The sequence below is a fragment of the Rhodococcus sp. USK13 genome, assembly GCF_018343855.1.
Lineage (GTDB): Bacteria > Actinomycetota > Actinomycetes > Mycobacteriales > Mycobacteriaceae > Rhodococcus_F > Rhodococcus_F oxybenzonivorans.
This window is the reverse complement of the sequence record NZ_CP069242.1, coordinates 97037-119801: the sequence shown is the minus strand read 5'-3', so window position 1 is coordinate 119801 and position 22765 is coordinate 97037. Positions and strand designations below refer to the sequence as shown.

At 66.7% G+C, this 22765-nt stretch carries 18 protein-coding genes and 1 pseudogene; 9 read left to right on the top strand and 10 right to left on the bottom strand.

The window, feature by feature from the left end; all coding sequences use genetic code 11:
• Positions 1 to 12: 12 nt before the first annotated feature.
• The 4 genes from JQT59_RS03265 to JQT59_RS03250 all read left to right on the top strand — a co-directional run bounded on the left by JQT59_RS03265 (position 13) and on the right by JQT59_RS03250 (position 3105).
• Positions 13 to 351, top strand: a complete 339-nt coding sequence (locus JQT59_RS03265; protein WP_109326260.1) for a YbaB/EbfC family nucleoid-associated protein — start codon at positions 13 to 15, stop codon at positions 349 to 351.
• 9 nt (positions 352 to 360) lie between these two features.
• A complete protein-coding gene (recR, locus tag JQT59_RS03260; protein WP_109326261.1) occupies positions 361 to 969 on the top strand; it encodes a recombination mediator RecR in 609 nt (202 codons plus the stop codon).
• A 17-nt stretch (positions 970 to 986) separates the two neighbouring features.
• Entirely contained in the window at positions 987 to 1556 is a 570-nt protein-coding gene (locus JQT59_RS03255; protein WP_109334819.1) for a TetR/AcrR family transcriptional regulator, read from the top strand.
• A gap of 76 nt (positions 1557 to 1632) precedes the next feature.
• Positions 1633 to 3105 carry an MFS transporter gene (locus tag JQT59_RS03250; RefSeq protein ID WP_213574528.1) on the top strand — a complete coding sequence of 491 codons (1473 nt, stop codon included), beginning with the start codon at positions 1633 to 1635 and terminating at the stop codon, positions 3103 to 3105.
• Between the two features lie 125 nt (positions 3106 to 3230).
• Here JQT59_RS03250 and JQT59_RS03245 read toward each other — a convergent pair whose 3' ends face one another.
• From JQT59_RS03245 to JQT59_RS03225, 5 genes are all read right to left on the bottom strand, one after another.
• On the bottom strand, positions 3231 to 3557 hold the full coding sequence (locus JQT59_RS03245) for an ArsR/SmtB family transcription factor (RefSeq protein WP_213574526.1): 327 nt from the start codon (positions 3555 to 3557) through the stop codon (positions 3231 to 3233).
• Positions 3554 to 3997 (bottom strand): SRPBCC family protein, encoded by a 444-nt coding sequence (locus JQT59_RS03240; protein WP_213574524.1) that lies wholly within the window; start codon positions 3995 to 3997, stop codon positions 3554 to 3556. The genes JQT59_RS03245 and JQT59_RS03240 overlap by 4 nt, the downstream gene beginning before the upstream one ends.
• 278 nt (positions 3998 to 4275) lie before the next feature.
• The gene (locus JQT59_RS03235; RefSeq protein WP_213574523.1) at positions 4276 to 4986 is read right to left on the bottom strand and encodes a type 1 glutamine amidotransferase; all 711 of its coding nucleotides are present in this window, start codon (positions 4984 to 4986) and stop codon (positions 4276 to 4278) included.
• The gene (locus JQT59_RS03230) at positions 4979 to 6232 is read right to left on the bottom strand and encodes a Mur ligase family protein (protein ID WP_109326273.1); all 1254 of its coding nucleotides are present in this window, start codon (positions 6230 to 6232) and stop codon (positions 4979 to 4981) included. Before JQT59_RS03230 ends, JQT59_RS03235 begins: the two co-directional genes overlap by 8 nt.
• 25 nt (positions 6233 to 6257) lie before the next feature.
• Complete coding sequence (locus JQT59_RS03225) at positions 6258 to 7175, bottom strand: EamA family transporter (protein ID WP_213574521.1); 918 nt, start codon at positions 7173 to 7175, stop codon at positions 6258 to 6260.
• A gap of 72 nt (positions 7176 to 7247) precedes the next feature.
• On the opposite strand from JQT59_RS03225, the pseudogene JQT59_RS03220 reads away from it, so the two are divergent.
• Positions 7248 to 8141, top strand: a pseudogene (locus JQT59_RS03220) (LysR family transcriptional regulator).
• Positions 8142 to 8196: 55 nt separating this feature from the next.
• On the opposite strand, the gene JQT59_RS03215 reads toward JQT59_RS03220, so the two are convergent.
• The 3 genes from JQT59_RS03215 to leuA form a co-directional block, all read right to left on the bottom strand.
• On the bottom strand, positions 8197 to 8574 hold the full coding sequence (locus JQT59_RS03215) for an SHOCT domain-containing protein (protein ID WP_109326276.1): 378 nt from the start codon (positions 8572 to 8574) through the stop codon (positions 8197 to 8199).
• 153 nt (positions 8575 to 8727) lie between these two features.
• Positions 8728 to 14214 (bottom strand): ATP-binding protein, encoded by a 5487-nt coding sequence (locus JQT59_RS03210; RefSeq protein ID WP_213574519.1) that lies wholly within the window; start codon positions 14212 to 14214, stop codon positions 8728 to 8730.
• Between the two features lie 445 nt (positions 14215 to 14659).
• On the bottom strand, positions 14660 to 16468 hold the full coding sequence (gene leuA / locus JQT59_RS03205; protein WP_213574517.1) for a 2-isopropylmalate synthase: 1809 nt from the start codon (positions 16466 to 16468) through the stop codon (positions 14660 to 14662).
• Between the two features lie 230 nt (positions 16469 to 16698).
• On the opposite strand from leuA, the gene JQT59_RS03200 reads away from it, so the two are divergent.
• Both JQT59_RS03200 and JQT59_RS03195 read left to right on the top strand, forming a co-directional pair.
• Positions 16699 to 17715, top strand: a complete 1017-nt coding sequence (locus tag JQT59_RS03200) for a hypothetical protein (protein WP_213574515.1) — start codon at positions 16699 to 16701, stop codon at positions 17713 to 17715.
• A 1-nt stretch (position 17716) separates the two neighbouring features.
• Positions 17717 to 18067: a DUF8021 domain-containing protein gene (locus JQT59_RS03195; protein WP_213574513.1), complete on the top strand. Its 351-nt coding sequence runs from the start codon at positions 17717 to 17719 to the stop codon at positions 18065 to 18067.
• A 60-nt stretch (positions 18068 to 18127) separates the two neighbouring features.
• On the opposite strand, the gene JQT59_RS03190 is transcribed toward JQT59_RS03195, so the two are convergent.
• Together JQT59_RS03190 and JQT59_RS03185 are read right to left on the bottom strand one after the other, a co-directional pair.
• Positions 18128 to 19093 (bottom strand): pirin family protein, encoded by a 966-nt coding sequence (locus JQT59_RS03190; protein WP_213574511.1) that lies wholly within the window; start codon positions 19091 to 19093, stop codon positions 18128 to 18130.
• A 156-nt stretch (positions 19094 to 19249) separates the two neighbouring features.
• Positions 19250 to 19657 carry a DUF732 domain-containing protein gene (locus JQT59_RS03185; protein ID WP_213574509.1) on the bottom strand — a complete coding sequence of 136 codons (408 nt, stop codon included), beginning with the start codon at positions 19655 to 19657 and terminating at the stop codon, positions 19250 to 19252.
• Between the two features lie 261 nt (positions 19658 to 19918).
• On the opposite strand from JQT59_RS03185, the gene JQT59_RS03180 reads away from it, so the two are divergent.
• Complete coding sequence (locus JQT59_RS03180; RefSeq protein WP_213574507.1) at positions 19919 to 20689, top strand: putative protein N(5)-glutamine methyltransferase; 771 nt, start codon at positions 19919 to 19921, stop codon at positions 20687 to 20689.
• A gap of 86 nt (positions 20690 to 20775) precedes the next feature.
• Positions 20776 to 22761: a gamma-glutamyltransferase gene (ggt, locus tag JQT59_RS03175; RefSeq protein ID WP_213574505.1), complete on the top strand. Its 1986-nt coding sequence runs from the start codon at positions 20776 to 20778 to the stop codon at positions 22759 to 22761.
• The last annotated feature ends 4 nt before the right edge of the window (positions 22762 to 22765 follow it).

Sequence of the window (22765 nt, the reverse complement as noted above, 5' to 3'; positions counted from 1 at the left end):
AGGACCACGTCAGTGCAACCAGGTGGACAGCCCGACATGTCGCAGCTTCTGGCGCAGGCACAGCAGATGCAGCAGCAGCTGATGGCCGCGCAACAGGAGATGGCCGAAGCCGAGGTCACCGGGCAGGCCGGTGGTGGACTCGTCACTGCGACCGTCAAAGGCACAGGTGAAGTAGTCGGTCTGAAGATCGACCCCAAGGTCGTCGACCCCGACGACGTCGAAACGTTGCAGGACCTGGTGATCGGCGCCATCGAGGACGCGTCGAACAAGGCGCAGCAGATCGCGGCGGAGAAGCTCGGTCCGCTGGCGGGCGGATTGGGTGGAGGCCTGCCCGGTCTTCCCGGCTTCTAGAGGTCCGGCGTGTACGAGGGCCCGGTCCAGGACCTGATCGACGAACTCGGCAAGCTGCCCGGTGTCGGGCCGAAGAGTGCCCAACGCATCGCGTTTCACCTGCTCAGCGTCGAACCTTCCGAGATTCAGCGGCTCGAGAACGCCTTGGAGCGGGTCCGTGACGGCGTTCAGTTCTGCGTGGTGTGCGGCACCGTATCCGACAAGGAGTACTGCCGGATCTGCGCCGACCCCCGCCGGGACCGCACGGTGATCTGTGTGGTGGAGGAACCGAAGGACGTGCAGGCGGTGGAGCGGACCCGTGAGTTCAAGGGTCGCTATCACGTGCTCGGGGGTGCCCTCGACCCGCTGTCGGGTATCGGCCCCGACCAGCTTCGCATTCGAGAGTTGCTGGGGCGCATCGCGAATCAGGAGGACGGCGTCGACGTCTCCGAGGTCATCATCGCCACCGATCCCAACACCGAGGGTGAGGCCACCGCCACGTATCTGGTGCGCATGCTTCGGGACTTTCCGGGGCTGACGGTCAGCCGGCTCGCATCGGGGCTGCCGATGGGCGGCGACCTCGAGTTCGCCGACGAACTGACCCTGGGCCGAGCGTTGTCCGGAAGACGCACACTGTGACGTCGGAGCCGACCGCGATGCCCGAACGCACCGCGACCGCACCTGCGAAACGCACAGCCGAGCAGTCGAGGTCGCTCATCGTTGATGCGGCGGGGCGGGCATTCGCCACCAGACCCTATCGGGAGATCACTCTCAAGGACATTGCCGACGATGCGGGGGTCAGCGCCCCGCTCATCATCAAATACTTCGGGTCCAAAGAGCAGTTGTTCGACACCCTCGTCGATTTCCGGGGGGCCGCCGACATGATATTCAATGGCCCACTGGACGGGCTGGGCGAGCGGATGGTGTCGATGTTTGCGCGCCCGATGGAATCGTACAAACCGCTGTCGTTGAACATTCTGTTCATGAGCGGGGCCAGCGAGGAGCGGGGCCGCAAGCTGCGCGCCAACTACTCCTCGCAGATGATCGATGCGCTGGCGACACGCTTGACCGGTCCGGATGCGCGGCTGCGCGCGGAACTGGTGATGTCGATGCTGACCGGTCTCGCGGTTATGCGCCGCAAAATGATGCAGGAGTATGCCTCCGGTTCGCCGGAGGAGGTGGTGGCGCACTACGCCCCCCTGGTGCAGCAGCTGCTCGACCCCTGACAGTTCGGCTTGCGTGGTAAATGACTGTTCACCTAAAGTGGTGAACAGCCATTTACCAACAGTGCGGGGGTGACGCGTGACGATTTCGTTGCCACGGCCGTTGTCTTCGATGCCGCGGGCGTCGTCGGCACGAACGGCGGCTGAGCCGCAGTCCCTCCCAGTTGGATCCCGATTCGTTCTGCCCATTCTCGCCTTCGCCGGAGTGTTCCAAGCTGTACTGCAGACGGTCATGGTGCCGCTGCTCCCGAGCATGCCGGCATTCACCGGCGCCGGGACGACGTCAGTGTCCTGGCTGATCACGGCGACTCTGCTCGTCGGCGCGGTGGTCACTCCGATTTTCGGGCGCCTCGCGGACATGTATGGGAAAAAGCGAATGCTGATGGTGGCGTTCGTCATCATGACGCTGGGCGCAGTGCTGTGCGCGGTGACCTCCGACATCGGACTGCTGATATTCGCGCGCGGACTGCAGGGTGTCGGCGGCGCGGTTATCCCGATCGGTATTTCGATCCTCCGCGACGAACTGCCGCCGGAGAAGGTGCACCGCGCAATCGCGATGATGAGTTCCACCCTCGGCATCGGCACGGCCTTGGGTCTTCCGTTCGCGGCTGCCATCGCCGAGTACTCCCATTGGCACGTTCTCTTCTGGGTGATCGCTGCGATCGGGTTGGCGGTCACCACGTCGGCGGCGTTGTTCATCCGCGAATCGGCGGTGCGCTCCGGCGGACGCTTCGACGGGGTCGGCGCGGTCGGGCTGACGGCCGCACTGGTCAGCTTGCTGGTACCGATCACACAGGGCAGTTCGTGGGGCTGGTCGAGTCCCGCGGTGCTGGGCATGTTCGCGTCTTCGGTGTTTCTGTTCGCGTTGTGGGGCTACCAGCAGTTGCGTAACCGGAATCCGCTGATAGACCTGCGAGTCTCTGCGCGCCGGTCGGTTCTCCTGCCGCACGGAACCGCACTTCTCGTCGGGTTCGCCTTCTATGGCAACGCGCTCATCACGACGCAGCTGCTACAAGCGCCGCGGAGTGGAGCCGGATACGGGCTGACGATCCTGCAGGCTGCGGTGTGCCAGCTGCCCACCAGTCTGTCGATGATCGTCTTCGCCCAGGTCGGAGCGAGTGTGACCGCGCGGTTCGGGTCCAAGGTGACGATCCTCGCCGGCGCCGTGTGTCTCGTTGCCGGTTACTCGCTACATGCTGTGCCGGGTAAGGAGTTGTGGTTGGTGATCACGGCGTTGGGTGTCGCGGCCATCGGCACGGCACTGGTCTACAGCACGCTGCCGATGCTGATCGTGCGCGCCGCGCCCGCGACGCAGATGGCCGCGGCCAATGGTGTGAACGTCCTGCTGCGGACGATGGGCACCACCATGTGCAGCGCAGTGGTCGCGACGGTTCTCGCGGCCGGCGTGGTGGGCGGGTCCGCCACTTCGGGGTCATTCTCGCTGGCGTACGGCGTGTGCGCGGTGTTGGCCGTCTTGGTGTTCGCCGTCTCGCTCGCGTTGCCAGGTCATGACAGGTCGCAAAAAAATGCGATGGAACCTCTTGTGACGTAGATCACTCGGGGGTATCGTAAGCAGTGCGGATCGAGGAAATGTACCTGTGAGCAGAGAAAACTCGTGAAGCAGAGATCCGGCCGAGAATGCAGAAGCATTCCCGGCCGAACCCCTGTCTGGGGTCCTTACATCGTTTCTGCGATGTTCTTGATGGCTGCCAGCCGTCGGTCCCACTCGGCACCGATTCGCTCCAGCGCCCGGGCTGTCTTGCCGAGTTCGGCGCCGAGCGCCCGATAGCGGACCTCCCGACCCACCTTCACCGATTCGACCAACCCACAGGCCTGCAGGGCGGTGAGATGCTTGGCGATCGCCTGCCTCGACACCGGCAGTCGGGTGGCGAGGGACGACGCGGAATGATCTGCCCGTCCGAGCTCGGTCAGGATCTCCCAGCGGGTTTCGTCGGACAGGGCCGCGAACACCGAAGCGAGTTCGGTATAGGTGCCCACGGTCATGCCTTGACGCCATGCAGGTAGGCGACCAGTTCGTCGAGTTCGGCGTGCCAGCCCTGGATGTTGCCTTCGCGCTGCTGGTTCCGTGCGTCCGCGTCGCGGTCGAGGGTGTCGAATCCAGTCTCGGTCACCGTCAGCTCGGTTCCCGACTCGTGCTCGGTGAGGGTGAACCGGACCAGTGTCGAATTGCCTTCCACGGGATCGGTGTCTCTGTCGGCCGCCCAGCGGAAACCGAAGCAGTTCGGCTCGTCGACCTCGGTCACGATCGCACGGGACGTTCCGTGCCCGTCCCAGGTGAACTCTGCTCTGCCGCCCACGGCGAGGTCGATCTCGGCCTGCTGTCCGAACCACTGGGCGACCTTGTCGGCGTCGGTTATGGCAGCCCAGACTGTCGATCGCGGGGCGCTGATCACAACGCTTCGGGTGATGCTCGTCGAATCCATGTCGATTACCTTCCTTCGCGCGGCTTCTGCAACTCAATGGTTGCACGCACATTCGACTTCTGCAACCCTGAGGTTGCATCAAGTGGCATCACTGACGGTTATCCACAGCCTGTGGAGAGGCTGTGTGTGATTTCTGCCGCCCGAGCGTGCCCGAGAGATCCGGGATCGTCGCAGTGCAGAACGATGAATGGACGGCATTGTCGGCACAGGAAACCGCCCTCGGACCCGTCCCGGGTCAGAGGGTTCGATCGGCATAGCGTGGGACTACTCCCGCTGGATTACACGCGCAGGCGTTCCCGGCGCAGCTGCTCGACTTCGGGGAGGTCGAGGGTGGGGAGTTCGTCGACTCCGAGGGCTCGCTTCAAGATGAGGTCGGCGAGTTCGGGATTGCGGGCCAGCGCCGGTCCGTGCATGTACGTGCCGATCACGGAACCCTGGACGACGCCCTCTTGTCCATCTCCGACCCCGTTGCCGACGCCGTGAGTCACGCGGGCGAGGCCGCGCGCGCCGGGGCCGAGAGTCGTTCCGCCGCGGTGATTTTCGAAACCCGTGAGCGGCAGAGTCAGGCCGTCGAGGTGGGGCTTGGTGATCACCTCGCCGATGGACCGGGTGGCCTGCGGGGAGGTGGTGACGTCGAGCATCGACACACCGTCGACGCGTTCACCGCTCGATGTCTCGTACCAGTTGCCCAGTACCTGGATGGCGGCGCAGATCGCGAGCACGGGGGCACCGCGTTCGGCGGCCTTCTGGAGTCCGGGATACTTGGTGAGGTGGCGGGTCGCGAGCCGCTGGGCCGAGTCCTCGGCGCCGCCGAGGGTGTAGGCGTCGAGCGATTCGGGGACCGGGTCGTTCAGCGTGATTTCGACGATCTCGGCGTCGTATCCGCGCATGCGCAGTCGCTGCCGCAGGATGAGCGCATTGCCGCCGTCGCCGTAGGTGCCCATGACGTCGGGGAGTACCAGTCCGATGCGCACCGTGGAGTCAGACATTGCGCGCCTCCTTCGCGATGGCGTTGTTCAGGTCGCGGAATGCGGTGTAGTTGGCGAGTACCTCGACACGTCCCGGCGGGCAGGAAGCGATGGCGCGCAGAGGATTCGGTTCGAGGGTGTGGTCGACGCCCGCGTAGGTGAGGCGCACGGCGAGGTCGGTACCGCGTTCGCCGGCGGCCACCACCTTGACGCCTTCGAAGTGCTCGAAACGCACGTCCCACAACCACGAGAGGTCTTCACCGTCGGGTACCTGACCGTTGACGGCGATCACCAGTCCGTCGACGGTGGGGTCGATCATCGACAGCGCCTCTTGCCAGCCGGCCGGGTTCTTGGCGAGCAGCATGTGGACCGAATGGGGCCCGACTTCGACGGTGCTGTAGCGGCCGGCCACTTCTTGCACGGTGGCTGCGGCGGCGACCGCGTCCTCCGCTTTCGCGCCCATCGCGACTGCGGCGGCCACTGCCTGGGCAGCGTTGCCTCGATTCGCGCGGCCGGGTAATGCCAGCGTCATGGGAATCTTCAGGCCCTCCGGCCCGTAGAGGTTCTCCTCGTCCAGCCACCAGTCGGGGGTGGGGCGCGCGAAGTCGGAACCGGTACTGCGCCAGTGCGGTCCTTCCCAGACGATCGGTTCACCGGTGCGCGGACAGCTGGCGGCGTCGCTGGCCCAACCGCCGCCCGCTGCCACCCAGACGACGTTCTTCGCGTCGTAGGCCACCGACGTGACGAGAACGTCGTCGCAGTTGGCGATGACGGTGGCCTCGGGATGCGCGGCGACGCAGGCGCGGAGTTTCCGCTCGATCATGTTGATCTCGCCGACGCGGTCGAGCTGGTCGCGGCTCAGATTGAGGAACACCAGGACCTCGGGATCGACCGCGTCACTGACATGGGGGACGTGCAGTTCGTCGACCTCGAGTGCGGCGAGGGGTGCGTGCACCCGGTTGCTCAGGGCCGCGACGATCCCGGCGTCCATGTTGGCGCCGTCGGCCTGGCTGGCCACCTCGCCGAGGGTCGAGAGCGCGGCGGCCGTCATCCGGGTTGTGGTCGACTTGCCGTTGGTGCCGGTGATCACCGCGGTGCGGCGGCTACGGCCGAGTTGTTCCATCAGCGTGGGGTCGATCTTCAGGGCGATCAATCCGCCGATCATCGAGCCCTTGCCGCGTCCCGCCTTCTGCGATGCCCAGGAGGCGGCCGCTGCTGCCCGGAGGGCGACCTTGCCGCGTGTCGTGATCCCAGTTCCAGTACTCACTCCGCGAGTTTTGCACAGGGTCCGGTCAGACGCCGACTCGCGCCGGTGGACGGACGTGCGGAGATGGGTCCTGGCGTGCCTTGCCGCTCACCTGGGTGGCTGCCGCACCGGCGATGACCACCGCTCCACCGATCAGCGACACGACGCTCGGTTCCTCGTGCAGCACCAGCCACGCTGCCCCGATGCCGACAACGGGAACGAGGAGGGACAACGGCGCGACGGTGCCGGCCGGATAGCGGCTGAGCAGAGCCGTCCAGAGGCCGGAGCCGGCGATGGTGCCGAGGATCACGATGTAGGCGAGTCCGGCGAGCGCCAGCGGGCCGTCACCGTGCAGCGAAGACGTCAGCGCGTCCCAGCCGGACGAGGGTCCTTCGACCGCGAACGAGAGTGCGAGCATGGGCAGCGGGGGAATGACGCACATCCACAGCATCAGCCGCATCGGCTGGTCGGAGGCCGCCTTCCGGTTTCCGAGGTTGCCCAGCGCCCACGACAGGCCGGCGAGCAACGTCAGAACCACGGGGAGGAGGGCGGCGTGCTGGGACCGGTCCCAGCCGATGAGCGCCATCCCCGACATCGCCACGAGGAGCCCGCCCACCTGCACCGGCCGCAGTCGCTCGCGGAGCAGGATTGCACCCAGTACGACGGTGAACGGCGCCGACGACTGCAAGACCAGTGACGCCAGCCCGGTAGGCATCCCGACGTGCATGGCCCAGAACAGGAACGTGAATTGCCCGACTCCGAAGCCGGTGCCGTAGAGCAGCAGCCATTTGGTGGGGACCTGCGGCCGCGGAACGAACAAGATCACCGGGATCGCGATGAGGAGAAAGCGTACTGCCGCGAAGAAGAACGGCGGGAAGTGATCGAGACCGGCGCGAATGGCGAGAAAGTTGAGACCCCACAACACGACGACGGTAAGTCCGAGGAGCCGATCGCGGGTGGTCATGTGCTCCATCGTGAGTGTGCCGAACCATCAGAACAAGCACTTTATAGTGCATTGTCCATGTAGTTTTACTTTATGGATGCGACCCGCTTGCGAGTTCTGCGTGAGCTGGCGGACCGAGGGACGGTGGCCGCCACTGCCGCGGCGTTGTCGATGACTCCGTCCGCCGTATCGCAGCAATTGAAGATCCTGGGGCGGGAAGCAGGCGTGACCCTGCTCGAACCCGACGGCCGGCGCCTGAGGCTCACCGACGCCGGACAGGCCCTCGTGGTGCGGGCCGACGACGTCCTGGCCGCCCTGGACCGGGCAGCAGCGGAGATGGACGCCTACCGAGGGTCGCCGCGAGGCCGCGTCCGGGTGGCGCTGTTTCCGTCCGGCGCCGCGTTGCTGCTGCCCCGGCTGCTCGACGTCCTCGCCGGAAGCGGCGTGGACGTGCAGCCGCGCGACGAGGATTTGCCGTCGTCGGCAGTGCCGACGCTGCTCGCCGACTACGACGTGGTTCTCACACACCGGGACGAGCGTGCCGTCGACACGTCGTCGCCGCGGGTGACTGCCGAACCGCTCATGCGTGAGCCGATCGATCTGATCCTGCCGCCCGGTCATCGTTTCGCGGGGTAGAACTCGGTGCGACCGGAACAGTTGGCCGACGAGAGCTGGATCAGCGTGCGCGGCGGATTCCCCGTCGACGACGTCCTGATGTCGGTGGCCGCGGCAACCGGAGTACAGCCGCGGGTGGTGATGCGTATCAACGACTTCCGGGTCATCGAGGAACTGGTGGCCGGCGGGCACGGCGTCGCGCTGCTGGCCCGCCATGCCGTGACCCACCCGTCGGTGGTTCGGTTGCCCCTCGCCGGTGTCCGGGCGGCCCGCATCTACGAACTGGCTCGTCGCCCGGCGGCCGATGCCATTCCTGCCGTCGCAACGGTGCTTCAGGCGTTCCGGGACGTCGCGGCGGAGGTCACGGACTGACACGACAAAAGGGACCCGCTCGAAAGCGGGTCCCCCTCGGGAAGTGGGCCAGTGGTCAGCCCAACGCCTTCGCCTTCAACGTCTCGTACTCCTGTTGGTTGATGGTTCCGGCATCGAGCAGAGCTTTCGCGTCCGCGATCTGCTCCGCCGACGACTTGCCTGCGACCTCGCGAATGTAGCTGTCCTGCGCCTGTTTGACCTGTTGAGCCGCGGCCATCGACCGCTGCGCCATGCCGTCGCTCTTGACGATCAGGTACACCAGCGCGGTCAGGAACGGGACGATGAACAGGAAGATGATCCAGATGGCCTTGGCCCAGCCCGACGATTTATGGTCGCGGAACAGGTCGGTGATGATGGAGAACAGCAGGATCAGGTAGGCCACGAAGGCGAACGTGGTGATGATTACCCAGAGGAAGTCCCAGAACGAGTCCATTGCAGCGCTCCATTTCACACAGTCGAAGGAAGTCTGCGCCGACTATCGCAGCTTCCGGCACCGCCCGCGTCATCCGAAACAGGTGAAATGGGTATGGCCCAGTACACGAAACGGCCGCGACACCGGAAGGTGCCGCGGCCGTGTCGCGTCGTTCTAGCTCGCTGATTCCACCGCTCGTCGCATACCGCGCTCGACGGCACCGATGATGTAGGGGCGGAGTTCGACGGCGGGGATGACCGCGTCGACGGAGCCGACCTGCTGCGCGCGCTGGATGTTGTGCACGGCCTCGAACTCGGCGGCGACTTCACCGAGTTTCTCGTTGCGGACCGCAGCCTGCTGGGCGGCCAGCTCGACGCGCAGGTGAGCCTGCTGGGCGTCGGTCTGGGCGCCGGCCAGGTTGGCCTCGAGTTCCCGGATCGTCGGGTCGGCGGCCACCCGCGAGTTGACCTCGCGGGTGAACACCACGGCCGCGGCGGGCGCGCCACCGAGCACCGACGCGAAGGAACCCTCGACGGCGAGGACTTCCATGTTGTCGTTGAGCGCCCCGGAGAACACGACGAACGCGCCGCCGTGGTAGCGGGAGATGACGCAGAACACGATCGGGCCGTCGAAATTGACGATGGCGCGGCCGATTTCGGCGCCGTACTCGAGCTGGATGTGCCGCAGCGAGTCGGGGGACCCGTCGAAGCCGGACAGGTTGGCCAGCACGACGAGGGGACGGCTTCCGCTGGCGGCGTTGATTGCCCGCGCCGTCTTCTTCGACGACTGCGGGAACAACGTTCCGGCGGTCCACTGGTCGGGGCCGTTGGCCGGCGACCATCCCTTACGGGCGATGGCCCGCGACTCGATGCCGATGACACTCACCGGGTAACCGCCCAGGTGCGCGTCCATGACGACGGACGTGTCCGCGTCCGCCATGTCGGCCCACCGCTCCAGCACCTGGTGGTCCTGGTCGACGAGCGCCCGCATCACGGTGCGAATGTCGAACGGCTTCTTGCGTTCCGGGTTCGTCTCTGCCGAGAAGATGTCACCGACCGTGGTGAAGTCGCTCGACGGGTGGACGTGCGGGAAGGTGCGCACGTCACGGCCGATGGGGTCGGCCGTGTGTGCCCGACGCGGGAATCGTTCCCCGGCAACCACATACGCATGGTCGTAGTGGGCGAACAGGATCTGGCAGGCCGCGGGCAGGTTGGGAGCCCAGTACTGCGCCTCGCCGTTGGGTCCCATGACGCGGTCGTAGCCACCGATACCGAAGTTGTCCTCGGCCGAGACACCACCGGAGTAGTCGAGCGAGTTCTTACCGGTGAGCACCATGGCGCTGTCGGGCGTCATCACGAGGATGCCCTTGGTGTGCATCAGCATCGTGGCTTCGGCGTTCCAGTAGGGCTGCGCGCCGACGTTGATGCCGGCCACGATCACGTTGACCTCGCCACCGTTCTGTGTGAACGTGATGATGCGACGCAAGCCGCGGGACACCCAGTCCATGTTCTCGGTGCCGCTGTCCATGGAGATCGTCGCCCCGGACGACAACGCGAACCACTCGACCGGCACACCCAGCTCCTCGGCCAGGTCGACGCCCGCCACGAGACGCGCGCACTCGGCTTCGGCGACGGTGCCCAGCGCCTTGGTCGGATCGCCGAAGAGCGCGACCCGGGTCATGCCCTCGGGGTGCCGTTCGGTGCGGGCGGTGACCAGACCGACGATGAGGCCGGCGCGGTTCTGTCCGTACGGACGGTCCACCGGAACCAGTCGGCCCGACTCGTCCAGGTCGTGCTCGACGAAGGTTCCGTCGCGACCTGTGAGCAGGGGAATCAACTCGTACGGGTAGACGGTGCCGCGGGCGCGGGAACTGCGGACCTTCTGGGTGTACGCGTCGAGCGGCTGCAGCGGCTCGGTCGGCGGGTCGGTGACCTTGACGACGACGCCGCTGCCGGTGCGGTAGGAGAATCGCAGTGCCTTCTCCTGCGACTCCGTTCCGGCCGGGCCCTGGAGCCGGGCGATCACGGTGATCTCCTCGAGTCCGGCGCCCGCGGTGAGCGGGGCCGCGACCCGCGCGAATTCCTGCAGGTCTTCCACCGGAGCGTCGATCTTCGGCCACACGTACAGCACGACGCGGTTGGCGTCGAGCTTGCGCTTGCTGCCACGGGCCGCCTGAGCTCGCCGGATGCCGTCGAGGCAGGACTGGAGCACGCGCTCGGCAGCGGGAACGCCGATCACCTGGCCGTCTTCGTTGCGGACGGGGGTGATGTCGCGGATTTCGGCGAGTGCGATGAGGCGCTCGTCGGTGGGGTTCTCGGGCGACACCAAGTGGAACAGGAACGTGTCCGCCGCCGCGGGCAGGCGGGTGCCTTCGAAGTTCTTCAGGCGCCACAGATCGAAGCGCTGACCGGTGAGCGGGTGCATGTCCCGGATCAGTGTCTCTTCCGCGAGCACACCCGCGTCCGGCCGGTAGGTGAACTTGCGGACGTCGATGCCGACGCCACCGAAGACGGACACCGTGACTCGGCGGCAGGAGGCGATCAGGGGCAGCGTCGCCAGCGTCTTGCGCAGGTCCTCCGACATCGTGTCGGGATCGGCCGGCGGCTCGGACCACGACAGGTACAGGTCGAGGACGAGATTGTCGGGGGTCTCCGAGGCGACGTCACCGATTTCGGTGAGCGCACCGGGCAGTTCGGCGTAGTCGGCGACGGCCGACACGAGGTGCAGACGCTCCCCGAGCAGGTCGAAGTTGCCGGTGACGAAGTGCCGTCCGCCACGATCGAACGCTGCGACGTCTTCTAGCGTGCGGATGTCGTAGTAGCGGCGGGTGACCACCTCGAGCAGCGGGCCCACGGTGGCGCTCTTGCGGGCGATGCGCTGTCCGAGCAGCTCGGTCAGCGACTGCGGGGTGGCGACCAGCGCTTCGAGACGTTCCTGGTAGTCGTCGGCGCCGGGATGCTCGGCGAGGTACTCGAGGCTGCCGCGGACACCGTCGTACACCTGTTCGCGGGCCTTGCGGATCTGCGGCTCGTCGAAGAAGCGGAAGCGGACGTTGCGGGCGACGTTGCCGATCACCGGGTAGCGGACCTGGGTGGCGACGATCAACCGGTCCAGCACCTCACCGAGTCCGCTCGGGGCGCGGCCGGGTGCGTTGCCGTCGTTGAGCCAGCGGTCGAGCAGTGCGGCGATGACGGGAACCTGATTGTCCATCCGCTGCTGCGCGAGGAAGAGGCGGTAGACCGCTTCTTCGAGCTCGGCGGTGCGCTCGAGATCGGTGACGTCGTAGTGGCGCAGAGCGCGCGACAACCGGATCTGGAAGGACTCCGGAAGCCCCTCGAGCTCGACGTCCAGGGTGTGGAGATAGGTGTGGAAATGCTCGCGCGGGCTGTGCACCCGCTCGTCGCCGTCTTCTTCGGCCACTGTCGGACGGTTACGGCCGATCTCGCAGATGTCGGCGAACGTGGTGAGCAGCGCCAGCTCGGCCTGCACGAGGTCGGGATCGCCGGCGATCTGCGCCCGCAGCTTCTCGTACTGGGCGAGCAGCACGCCGGCCCGCTTCGCGCTGACGTCGTACCCGGTGAGCAGCGCGCCGAGCGCATCGATCTGCGCAAGGGCATCGAGGCGCGGGTCACCGTGGGGTGCGGGGGCGCCGAGATCGAATTCGACGCGGGGCGACTGCTGCGCCGTGGACTCGTCGGAGCTTTCCTCCACCCGCAGCAGCGCCGTTCCGGCGTCCACCTGCGAGTTGACCATGGCCAGCACTTCCCGGACGCGGCCGGCGACGGGCGCGCGGACCGCGGTTTCCATCTTCATGCTCTCGAGGACGACCAAGGTGGCGCCGACCTCGACCTCGTCACCGACGGACACCGGCACCGCGACCACGACGGCCGGGGCGGGGGCGCGTACGACGCCGGCCTCGTCCTGGCTGATCTGGTGACTGATGCCGTCGACCTCGACGAGGTACTGGGCGCGTCCCGCGACGGAGACGACGTGGTGGCGGCGGTCGCCGATCACCAGGCGGCTCTCGAACTCGCTGAGCCGGTCCACCTCGACCTCGGTCTCGGGGGCGTCCCCGTCGACGCGATAACGGTGGGCGCCGACCTGCGTGACGGTGAGTCCGTACGCCTGACCCTGGTAGCTGAGCTCGACCTTGCGGCCGATGGCGTGTCCGGCGCGGGGTCGCCCACCGCGGGCAGACGAGAGGAATGCCTGACGCTCGAGCTTCTCCTCGGCGTCGTAGACGTCGATGGCGGCGGCGATCAACGCGACATCAGCGGTGCGGGACGGCACGTTGGACGTGCCCGCGTCGGTGCGGTCCAGCCAGCCGGTGTCGGCGGACGCCGTGATGACCTCTTCGCGGTCGAGCAGGTCGAGCAGGAAGGACTTGGTGGTGGTGCCGCCGCGCAGCACGACCGTGGTCTCTCGCAGCGCCGTGCGCAGCCGGGCCAGTGCCTCTGAGCGGTCGCGTCCCCAGGCGATGACCTTGGCGACCATGGAGTCGTAGTCGGGCGGGATGACGTCGCCCTGCGCGATGCCGGTGTCGACCCGCAGGCCACTGCCGAGCGGGAACTTGAGCAGTTGCACCGCGCCGGGGGCGGGTGCGAATCCGTTGGCGGCGTCTTCGGCGTTGAGCCGGGCTTCGACGGCGTGGCCGAACTCGGGCGGGCAGTCACCCACGAGGGGTTCGCCGCTGGCCACGAGGATCTGCAACTTCACCAGGTCGATTCCCGTGGTGGCCTCGGTGATGGGGTGCTCCACCTGCAACCGGGTGTTCACCTCGAGGAAGGTGAAGGTCTTCTGCTCCGGCTGGTAGAGGTACTCCACAGTGCCCGCGCCGCGGTATCCGGCTGCACGCACGAGTTCGCTCGACACGGTGCGGAGGTGATTCGACTGCTCTGCGGTGAGGAGCGGCGAGCTGGACTCCTCGATGACCTTCTGGTTCTTGCGCTGAATGGAGCAGTCACGCACACCCGGAGCCCAGACGTTGCCGAAGTTGTCGGCAATGACCTGTACCTCGACGTGGCGCGCATCGGTGACCAGCCGTTCGATGAAGACGACGGGGTCGCCGAACGACCGCTGGGCCTCACCCTGCGTGCGCTCGAGCGCGAGTTCGAGTTCGTCCTCGGACCACACCTTGCGGATGCCGCGGCCACCGCCACCACTGCGGGCCTTGATGATGAGCGGGTAACCGATCGCCTGCGCGTGGCGACGTGCGTCGGCGCGGGTGGCGACGGGTCCACCACTCCACGGTGCGACCGGGACCTCCACCTTCTCCGCGAGGAGCTTGGCCTCCACCTTGTCACCGAGCAGACGCATCGCTTCAGCGGGCGGACCGATGAAGGTGATACCCAGCTGTTCGCACACCTCGACGAAAGCGGGATCCTCGGCCACGAAGCCCCAGCCCACCCACACGGCGTCGGCCTTGCTCTCGCGCAGGGCGCGGGCCAGTTCGGCGTGGTCGAGGTAGGCCGTTCCGCTCTTGACTGTGCGCAAGCACACACCTTCATCGGCCTGGCGCACGAACATCGCGCGGCGCTCCGCCTCGGTGTGCAGTGCAACTGTCGTGATGCCGTAGTTGTGCTCGGCATTCAGTTCACGCACGGCTCGAATCAGGCGGACCGCAGCCTCGCCGCGATTGACAATCGCTATTCGCTTGAACATCAGTTAGCGCTCCGTTTCCGTAAAACTCATTGATCCGCAGAGTGTTTCGATGGCCAAGGCCATATCCGCCGTGGACTGGGTGCCGCCTTCGCGGACACACGCACCCCTGCACAACCCACTTGTCCCCTCCAGAGGTGCCCCGAATGCGATCATCGGGTCCTGCCACTCTGCAGGACCCGATGCCCGGGAACTGGAGCATAACGTCGATTTTTTGTACCCGCGCGTAACTTCAGCGAGGGTCACGTTCGGTTTGTCAAGTGTTCAAGAAGTTACCTGTAACGCATTGTCACGTCGTGATTTTCGGGGCGGACGACGAAAACGTCACGCCGCAACGCACTTTCACGTCAAGTTACCGAGCGGTTCGGTCCGCCGGCGCAGAGGCCCGGAAAAACGCGAACGCCGCGAGCGCGCTCGGGGCGCACTCGCGGCGATACGGACGAATCGGTCAGTGAGCGCGATTGACCGCCGAGACGACGGCGCGCAACGACGCCGTGGTGATCGACGTGGCGATACCGACACCCCACACCACCGTGCTCCGGCCGTCGGGCGCGGTAACGGCGCACTCGACGTACGCAGCGGCCTGGGCGTCGTCACCTGCCGACATCGCGTGCTCGGAGTAGTCGAGCACCCGGACATCGAAGTCGATGGTGGCGAGCGCGTCGACGAACGCGGCGAGCGGGCCGTTGCCCGAACCCGAGATCTCCTGTTCCTTGCCGTTCACCTTGACCGTTGCGGTGATGGAGTCGGTGCCGCCGTCCTCTTCGGACGCGGTGACCTTCTGCTTCATCCGCTCCAGTGGGGTGATCGGAGCGAGGTACTCCTCGTGGAAGACGTCCCACATTTCCTTCGGGGACACCTCGCCGCCCTCGCCGTCGGTGATCCGCTGGACCGCCTGGGAGAACTCGATCTGCAGCCGGCGCGGCAGCACCAGCCCGTGGTCGGCCTTCATGATGTACGCGACGCCACCCTTGCCCGACTGCGAGTTGACGCGGATGACTGCCTCGTAGGTGCGGCCCACATCCTTGGGATCGATCGGCAGGTAGGGAACCGCCCACTGGATGTCGTCGACGTCGGCGTCCTGGGAGTCGGCGTCGATCTTCATGGCGTCGAGGCCCTTGTTGATGGCGTCCTGGTGGCTGCCGGAGAAGGCGGTGTACACGAGGTCGCCGCCGTACGGGTGGCGCTCGTGGACGGGCAGCTGGTTGCAGTACTCCACCGTGCGGCGGATCTCGTCGATGTTCGAGAAATCGATCTGCGGGTCGACGCCGCGAGTGAACAGGTTCAGGCCGAGCGTGACCAGGCAGACGTTGCCGGTGCGCTCACCGTTGCCGAACAGGCATCCCTCGATGCGGTCGGCGCCCGCCTGATAGCCCAGCTCCGCGGCCGCGACACCCGTGCCGCGGTCGTTGTGGGGGTGGAGCGAGAGGATGACGGAGTCGCGGCGGGCCAGGTTGCGGTGCATCCACTCGATCGAGTCGGCGTACACGTTGGGCGTGGCCATCTCGACGGTGGCCGGCAGGTTCAGGATGACCGGGTTCTCGGGGGTGGGCTGCAAGACCTCGGTGACGGCGTCGCACACCTCCTTGGCGTACTCGAGTTCCGTACCGGTGTACGACTCGGGCGAGTACTCCCAGCGCCACTGCGTGTCGGGGTACTTCTTCGCCTCTTCCAGGGCCAGAGCGGCCGCATCGGTGGCGATCTTCTTGATGACGTCGCGCTCGGCCTTGAATACCACTCGGCGCTGCAGGATGGAGGTGGAGTTGTAGAAGTGCACGATCACCTTCTCGGCGCCCTCGCACGCCTCGAACGTGCGCTTGATCAGCTCGGGGCGCGACTGCGTGAGCACCTGGATGGTGACGTCAGCCGGGATGGCGCCGTCCTCGATGATCTCGCGGACGAAGTCGAAGTCCGTCTGGCTGGCCGATGGGAATCCGACCTCGATCTCCTTGTACCCCATCCGCACGAGCAGTTCGAACATGCGCCGCTTGCGGGCGGGGCTCATGGGATCGATCAGGGCCTGGTTGCCGTCGCGGAGATCGACCGCACACCATTGCGGGGCGCGGTCGATGGTCTTGTCGGGCCAGGTGCGGTCCGGCAGCGACACCGGTTCCACTTCTTCGGAGAACGAGCGATACCGGAACGTCGGCATCGACGAGTTCTTCTGGGTGTTCCACGCCGGCTGGTCGGCGGGAGCAGGCTTGGAAGGCGGCGTGATGGTGCGCGTTCCGGTGGTGAAAGCGTCAGCGGGGGACATGGGATTGATCTCCAGATTCGTTGCGGACTTTGTGAGTCCAACGGCTGTGTCGACCGGCGCACGAGAACCCCGCGACGGGAAGCCAGTCTGGATCAGACCCCGTCGCGGCAACCAAGGAGAAGTGCGCGATGCATAACGAGCACTCTACTCCTGAGCCTATTCTCCGTGTGTAGGGGTTCGGCACGTTTCCGGATGTGTCGCCGTTCGACACGTCGAGCGAGGGAGGTGCAGTGCGTCACATCTCGCGGGTCACTCCGGTGGTTCTCGTCATCGTTTTCGCAGCGTGTGCCCTGTCCTGCGGGGTGAACGTGGACGGCTCGCCGCGTGTCGTCGGGGTGGGTGCACCGGTCTACGGCCGGCCTGTCAGCGACTTCGTCCGCGCAGAGCTCGCGGTGGCTGCGGCGGCCAGAGCCGTCGAACCGTGCGGATTGCTCGACGCGGCCGGGGTGGCGTCGTTGGGCGTCATCACCGCATACGGTCCGGCAGGCGACCTGTCGACGTGCCATGCCGAGGTGATCCCGCCCGGCGGTACACCGGTCGATCCGTCCTGGATCGAAGTCGTGGTGGGGGAGCGTGAACCGTCCGAGGGAGTCGGCCGCGGCCCCGCCGCCAGTGGCATCGAGGTGCGCCCGGCGCTGTCGCCGCTGCCCGGTACGTGCACGCTCTACTTCTCGCTGCCGCCGGTTCCGGGAGTCGCCGCGCCGGCGCGCTGGGGTCACGTCTCCTATCTCGACGGAGCTGCCGGTGTGGTGAGGCCGGCTGCCGGTGACGACTGCGCGGAGGCGAGCGCCGTCCTCGCGGCGGTGACGGCCAGGCTGCATGCGGCTCCGCGGGGTACCACGAATATTCCACTGGCGCAGCAAGACCCGTGCCGGGTGGTCGAAAACGTGACCGAACCCGAGATCGCGACGTTCGCCCCGGGCAGTCGGCCGTACGAGTGCCGCCTGACCCTCGGACGCGGTGACGAGGCGTCCGTGCGGTTCGCCCTGTCCACCCCACCGCCGCGGACCGGGGGACCGGAGGCGGTCGAGATCGACGGAGAGTCGTTCGCCTTCTTCGAGGACGCGCTCGAATGCCATTACTACTTCTATCCCGGGGACGTTGTCGACACCAACGTTCCACACAGCCCGATGAGCGAAATTGTCCGACGCGGCAACAGACTGACCGCCTCGGTGGCGGCAACGGCGCGTGACTGCGAAGACGCGCAAATGCTGGTGCTCGCCGCGGCCGAAATGTTCGACTACTGACATGAACACTCAGGTCGAGGTGGCCCAGGCGTACCTGGATGCGTTGGTCGGTCACGATGGGAACGCGGTGCCCCTCGATCCCCGGGCAGTCCGCTACGAGGCGGGAATCAAGACGGCGTTCTCCGGAAACCATCTGCGCCGCAGTCTGTCCCGAGGTCCGCAGTTCCGTCTGATCCGCGCCGTTCGTGAGGTGGCGTGGTCGGTGGCCGGGGACGAGGTCACAGCCGATTATCTCCTGGACGCCGGACTGTTCGGCCGAACCCTCGTGACCGTGCGGGTGATCGAGACCTTCCGCATACCGCAGAACGATCTCCGAATCCGCCGCATCGACGCGAGGATCCGGCGTCCCTGAAGACGTGGTGAACACCGCAGCCCGGCGTTCACCTGCCTGGATCGCCGCGACGGGCCGGACCTAGCCCAGCGTCTCGTGCGCCGCGGGAATGGATCCCAGGCGACCGGCCTGGAAGTCCTCGAACGCCTGCATTACCTCGGCCTTCGTGTTCATCACGAACGGTCCGGCCATGGCCACCGGCTCGCGGATCGGCTTGCCGCCGAGGATGAAAACCTCCAGCGAGGAGGTGCGCGAGTCCTGGGTGTCTGCCGCGGCGATGGTGAGGGTGTCGCCGCGTCCGAAGACGGCGGTCTGCCCCATCCGGAACGGCCTGCGCTCCGAACCGACCAGACCATCACCGGCGAGGACGTACGCAAGGGCGTTGAATTCCGGATTCCACGGCAGCGTCAGGCTCGCTCCGGGGGCAACGGTCGCGTGGACCAGGCTGATCGGGGTGTATGTCGAGCCGGGGCCGGAGTGTCCGTCCACCTCGCCCGCGATGACCCGCACCAGGGCGCCGCCGTCGGCGGAGGACAGCAGGGCCACCTTCTGCCCGGTGATGTCCTGATAGCGGGGTGCGGCCATCTTGTTGTCGCGGGGCAGGTTCACCCACAATTGGACGCCGTGGAATAGCCCACCACTCATGACCAGGTGCTCGGGCGGGGTCTCGATGTGGAGGATGCCACCACCGGCCGTCATCCATTGCGTGTCGCCGCCGCCGATGGTGCCGCCGCCCCCGTTGGAGTCCTGGTGCTCCATGATTCCGTCGATCATGTAGGTCACGGTCTCGAACCCACGATGCGGGTGCCACGGGGTTCCCTTGGGCTCGCCGGGCGCGTAGTTCACCTCACCCATCTGGTCCATGTGGATGAAGGGGTCCAGCGCAGCCAGATCGATGCCGGCGAAGGCGCGGCGAACGGGGAAGCCCTCGCCCTCGTACCCGACCGGAGCCGTGGTCAGGGAGCGGACCGGCCGGTCGACGGCGCTTGGAGCAGGGGCGTCGATACGCGGCAGGGCAAGGATGTTGTCGACAGTCACGGCAGGCATCGGGTGTCTCCTCGTACTCGTGTAATTGATTCTTCAACTACCATACGAGGTGTAACACCGGCGGTGTGCAGGTATTCCCACAGTGGCGGCTCCGCCGCCCGTGAGTGGTTGACGAGTGCAGAGACTCGTTAACCACTCACGGGGCGCGAAGCGCCCTCAGTTGAGGACGCCCTCGTGGTCGGGGCAGTACCTGGTGATGGCGCCGATGATGTAGTAGTAGACGCCGTCGGCGGAGAGCATGGGTGTCCACTCGTCGCGCACCCGGTCTAGGGGTTTGCCTGCGTCGAGGGCGGTGCAGATTTCGCCGGCCTGGTGCACCGCGGTCTCGTCGTTGGCGACGTTCTGGTTCATCGACCTCAGGTAGGTCAGGTAATCGGCGGCGGTGGCGGGGTCGTCGGCGACCGCGAAGATGCGCTTCCCCGGTGCGGAGGCGGCGGTGGTCCTGGCAGCGGCGGAGGTCGTGCTCGACTCCGGTGCCGCGGAATCGGCGCTGTCCCCACCGCAGGCGGCCAGGAATGTCGCGGAGCAGAGGGTGAGGGCGGTCAGAGCAAGAGTGCGGCGCATGTGGTGACGGAGTCCTTTCGAGGGCTGGTGCGGCGACGATCGTATCGTCCGTGCGGCGAGCGCACGCGGTGTGTGTTCGCGGCGTTCGCCTGTTCGCCTGGGTGCCCGGCAGGTAGTGTTGCCCTCTCCAGTTGGAGTGGTTCGAGGAGGTGAGACCCGTGTTCGTCAGTTCAGTCCGGGTGCTCTCACCCCGCGACCGCGCGGTGGTGCCGACCTAAGGTGGCCGAGAGAGCGCCCATCGGCAATCCGAAAGGCACTCTCATGTCAGTTTCCCTCGAAGATGCTCTCGTTCATGAATTGCGCTCTGCCGGCTGCGTTTTCGCCGAAGATGAAGCGCGGTTGATCCTCGCGGCCGCGAGTGATCAGATGAACCTCGTGTCGATGGTCCAGCGGCGCGTTTCCGGTGTGCCACTGGAACACGTGCTCGGCTGGGCCGAGTTCTGTGGTCTGCGAATAGCGGTCGACGCCGAGGTGTTCGTGCCTCGCCGTCGTACCGAATTCCTCGTCGACCGAGCGGCGGCTTCGATGCATGATGGCGCTGTGGTGGTCGACCTGTGCTGTGGGTCGGGAGCGGTCGGGGCTGCGCTCGCCGCCCTCATCGACTCCCCCGAGTTGTATGCGGTCGATATCGACCCTGCCGCGGTCCGCTGCGCTCGTCGTAACATGCCCGCGGAGCGCGTATTCGAGGGCGACCTCTACGACCCGTTGCCTGCTTCGTTGCGCGGACAGGTCCAAGTTCTGGTGGCCAACGCCCCGTATGTGCCGACCGAGGAGATTCGGTTGATGCCCCCCGAGGCGCGACTGCACGAGCCGCGCGTGTCACTCGACGGTGGTGCCGACGGCCTGCACATTCAGCGGCGAGTGGCGGCCGGGGCGCAGCACTGGCTCGCCCCCGGCGGTCACCTCCTGATCGAAACAAGTGAGAGCCAGGCAACACGGACCGTCCAGGCCCTCACCGACGCGGGGTTGAGCGCGCGAGTCGAGTCCGCCGCCGAGCTCAGCGCCACCGTCGTCGTCGGAACGCGGGCGTGAGCGCTCCAGCACAATGCTGGACCGACCTCGCGGGGCGCAGCTGCGTTCTGCTCTCCCGAGGCCGGAGTTTTCGTTAGGGTCTCGAGATGGGTCGTGGCACAGGAGTCGGCATCGGAATCCGGGCAACGCTGGCGGCAGCACTCTGCGCCGGCATGGTGGCGGCGTGTTCGTCGAACGAGGCGCCACCGAGCGACCCCGCGGCCACCTGTGCCGATGTTCCCAACGGCACGACGTCCGCAGCGCCGCCCGCCGGGCAAGCTCCGCCGCCGGCAGGCACGCCGCCGACCACTCAGAACCTCGCGACCAATCCGGAGATCGCGACGGTCTACCGCTCCGGGATGGTGCCCGTCGACACCGCGTCGTATGCGGTGTCGACCGCCAACCCGATTTCGACACAGGCGGCGTGCGACGTTCTGCGCGAAGGGGGCACCGCGGCCGACGCGTTGGTCGTCGCGCAAACGGTGCTCGGCATCGTCGAACCGCAGTCGTCGGGAATCGGTGGTGGTGCGTTCCTCCTCTACTACGACGCGGAGAAGAACAGTGTCGAGGCGTACGACGGACGCGAGGTCGCACCGATGGCGGCGACGGAGAATTATCTCCGCTGGATCAGCGACACGGACCGCACCGAACCGAAGCCCGACGCGCGTGCGAGTGGGCGGTCGATCGGAGTGCCCGGCGTCGTCCGGATGCTCGAGCTGGCACATCGTGAACATGGCAGGAATGAGTGGCGGGAACTGTTCGATCCCGCAGTCTTCCTGGCGGATCAGGGTTTCGAGATCAGCCCCCGCATGGCCGGACAGATCGCCGCGTCGGCTCCCGACCTGGCAATCGACGACGCGTCGAAGGCGTACTTCCTGAACCCGGACGGCAGCCCCAAAGCGGCGGGCACCAAGCTGACGAATCCTGCGATGGCCAAAACGCTCGGGGCCATCGCTTCGGGCGGTGCCGATGCCTTCTACACCGGTGCGATCGCCCAGAGCATCGTCGACTCCACGGCGACGACCTCGGGAGGACGGACCCCGGGGCAGATCACGCTCGACGACCTCGCGAACTACCAGGCGAAGAAGCGCACGGCCCTGTGTACGACGTACCGTGACCACGAGGTCTGCGGAATGCCGAACCCGTCGTCCGGGGGGACAGCGGTGGCGGCGACCCTCGGGATCCTGGAGAACTTCGACCTGTCCGCCGTGGGGCCGACGAACCTCGACGCCAATGGTGGAAAACCGACCGCAGAGGCCGTGCATCTCATCGCCGAGGCGGAGCGGTTGGCGTATGCGGACCGGGACAAGTACGTGGCCGACTCGGATTTCGTTCCGCTGCCCGGTAATTCGGTGGACACCCTGCTGAACGACGACTACCTGAAGCAACGTGCCGACCTCATCGATCCCGGCAAGAGCATGGGCACCGCGAAGCCGGGTGACTTCGGTCCGGTGCCGCTCGGGGTGCAGCCGCAGGACAAGGAGCACGGAACCAGTCATATTTCGATCGCGGACAAGTACGGCAACGTCGCGTCGATGACCACCACGGTGGAGTCGGCGTTCGGAGCTTTCCACATGACCGAAGGTTTCGTGCTCAACAATCAGCTCACCGATTTCTCGGCGCAACCCGTCGGACCGGACGGTGTGCCGCTGGCCAACCGGGTCGAGCCGGGGAAGCGGCCCCGCAGTTCGATGGCCCCGACACTGGTCTTCGGTCTCGGTGACGACGGCGCGCGAGGTGACCTCGAATTCGTGACGGGCTCACCCGGTGGCTCGGTCATCATCCAGTTCGTCGTGAAAACATTGGTGGGCATGCTCGATTGGGGCATGAACCCGCAGCAGGCCGTCTCGGGAGTCGACTTCGGCGCCGCCAACACCCCGGTGACCGGGGTGGGCGGTGAACATCCGAACATCAACGCTGCCCGGGACGGCGCCGATGACCCGATGATCGCCCAGTTGCGGGCGATGGGCCACCAGGTCTCGGTGGCTCCGCAGTCGAGCGGGCTCAGTGCACTGCAACGCGTCGACTCCGGGTGGGTCGGCGGCGCCGATCCCCGACGCGAGGGTGCAGTGATGGGTGACGGTACCGGCTAGCGCA